Source organism: Microbacterium sp. AK031 (genome assembly GCF_024807145.1).
Taxonomy (GTDB): Bacteria; Actinomycetota; Actinomycetes; order Actinomycetales; family Microbacteriaceae; genus Microbacterium.
On sequence record NZ_JANUCA010000015.1, the window covers coordinates 1 to 1,782 of the forward strand.

The window sequence follows — 1,782 nt, forward strand, 5'->3', positions numbered from 1 at the left end:
GACTTCACCTAATGGGACAGCCGAAGGTCATGCTTCGACAATCGAGTAGGTCGACAGGGGTCACTGAGATTTCACCGACCCGGGTCGGGCAGTGTGAGTGGTGAGCAGCCGTTTGGTGATCACTTCTTCAGATTGAGCCGACCGTTGAGGTCTGAACATAGACGGTGACCCTGCCGGCCTGCGAGATCGTGAACGGCTTGTGAGATGCCGCGCCTGGAGCGCTTCCATTAGGTCGCCGACACGCATCTCGATGCTCTCGACCAGAACGGAGCAAGGCACATGGAACAAGCCGGAATGACCTGCGGAATCGACTGGGCAGAAAACCACCACGACGTCGCTCTCGTCGATGCGGACGGGCGGGTGATCACGAAACGGCGGGTGGCTGCCAACGCGAGCGGCTTCAGTGAACTGCTCGGACTGATTGCTGAGCACGGCGGCGACTCGGAATCGACACCAGTCGCAATCGAGACCGACAAGAACCTCTTCGTCGTCGCATTGGCGGGCGCCGGGTTCACCGTGTATCCGATCAACCCCCGCGCGCTCGCACGCTATCGCGAACGGCACGGGCAAGCCGGCGGGAAATCGGACCCAGCCGATGCGATCGTCCTCGCGCACGTGCTGCGCACTGACCGGCACCTGCACCGCCCCCTGCCGGCGAACAGTGACGGCGCACTGCGAATGAAGGCGTTGGCGCGACAGCACCAGGAAGCGATCTGGGCGCTACACCAGACTGTGAGCAGGCTGCGTTCCGTGCTACTGGAGTTCTACCCGCAGGCGCTCATAGCATTCCCCAACCTGCAGCACCATGCGGCAACAGCAGTGTTAGCTGCCGCACCAACCCCAGCTGCGGGGCAGCGGCTGACCTCCCGGCGAATCGAGGCGATCTTCCACCGTGTCGGCCGCCGCAACGACCCGGCCCTGGTCGAGCAGGTGCGCGCTGACCTCCGCACCCCGACACTGCGGCAAAGCGAACCCGTCGAGACGGGGCTTGGCCTCGTCGTCACCGGGCTCTTGAAGATCGTGGAGACGATGCGCGCCGCTGTCGGGGAGCTCGAACGGGCACTCACCACGGAGCTCGCACAGCAGACTCTCGCACCCATCTTGCAGTCCGCTCCCGGCATCGGCGCCGTGCTCGCAGCACGAATCCTCGCAGAGATCGGTGACGACCCGGATCGGTTCGCCACAGCCGCGGGACTGAGAGCATTCGCCGGAACTGCACCCGTCACCCGCGCATCCGGACGTTCGCACTACGTGAAAGCACGGAAGGTCCGCAACAAGCGACTCGGCGACGCATGCCACTGGTGGGCCTTCGCCGCACTCACGAGATCTCCAGCGGCCCGCGCCCACTACGATCGACGCCGCGCCGCCGGCGACCACCACAACGCAGCGCTCCGCAACCTCGCCAACAAGCTCCTCGGCAACCTCTGGTGGTGCCTCCAAAACAGCGAACTCTGGAACGAAGAAGCCGCCTGGCCGAACTGGCACGACAACGAACTGGCCGCCGCTGCTTGACAACTGACTCACGTGGGATGTCTATGTGCCGACGTGGTCGGGGATGGCGTTCACCGCGTTCGTCACGGACGTGTTCTCCCGCCGCATCGTGGGCTGGCGAACGATGTCGAAGATGCCCACCGACCTGCCGTTGGACGCGCTCGAGATGGCTCTCTGGATTCGCGACCGCGCCGGTGAAGACATCACCGGCGTCATCCAACACTCGGACGCAGGCTCTCAATACACGGCTCTGCGCTACACCGAGCGGCTCGCGGAAGTCGGCGCGATCGC

Annotated in this window: 1 protein-coding gene and 1 pseudogene; both read left to right on the forward strand. The window is 64.7% G+C overall.

What is annotated here, in order from left to right; translation table 11 throughout:
- Positions 1 to 279: 279 nt before the first annotated feature.
- On the forward strand, positions 280 to 1,512 hold the full coding sequence (locus HDC95_RS16785) for an IS110 family transposase (RefSeq protein WP_259064839.1): 1,233 nt from the start codon (positions 280 to 282) through the stop codon (positions 1,510 to 1,512).
- Between the two features lie 22 nt (positions 1,513 to 1,534).
- Positions 1,535 to 1,782 (forward strand): annotated as a pseudogene (locus HDC95_RS16790) (DDE-type integrase/transposase/recombinase); the annotation flags it as partial.

What these genes read in the sequence shown, in the direction of transcription:
- HDC95_RS16785 (WP_259064839.1), top strand. Translation starts at nt 280, where the DNA reads ATGGAACAAGCCGGAATGACCTGCGGAATCGACTGGGCAGAAAACCAC.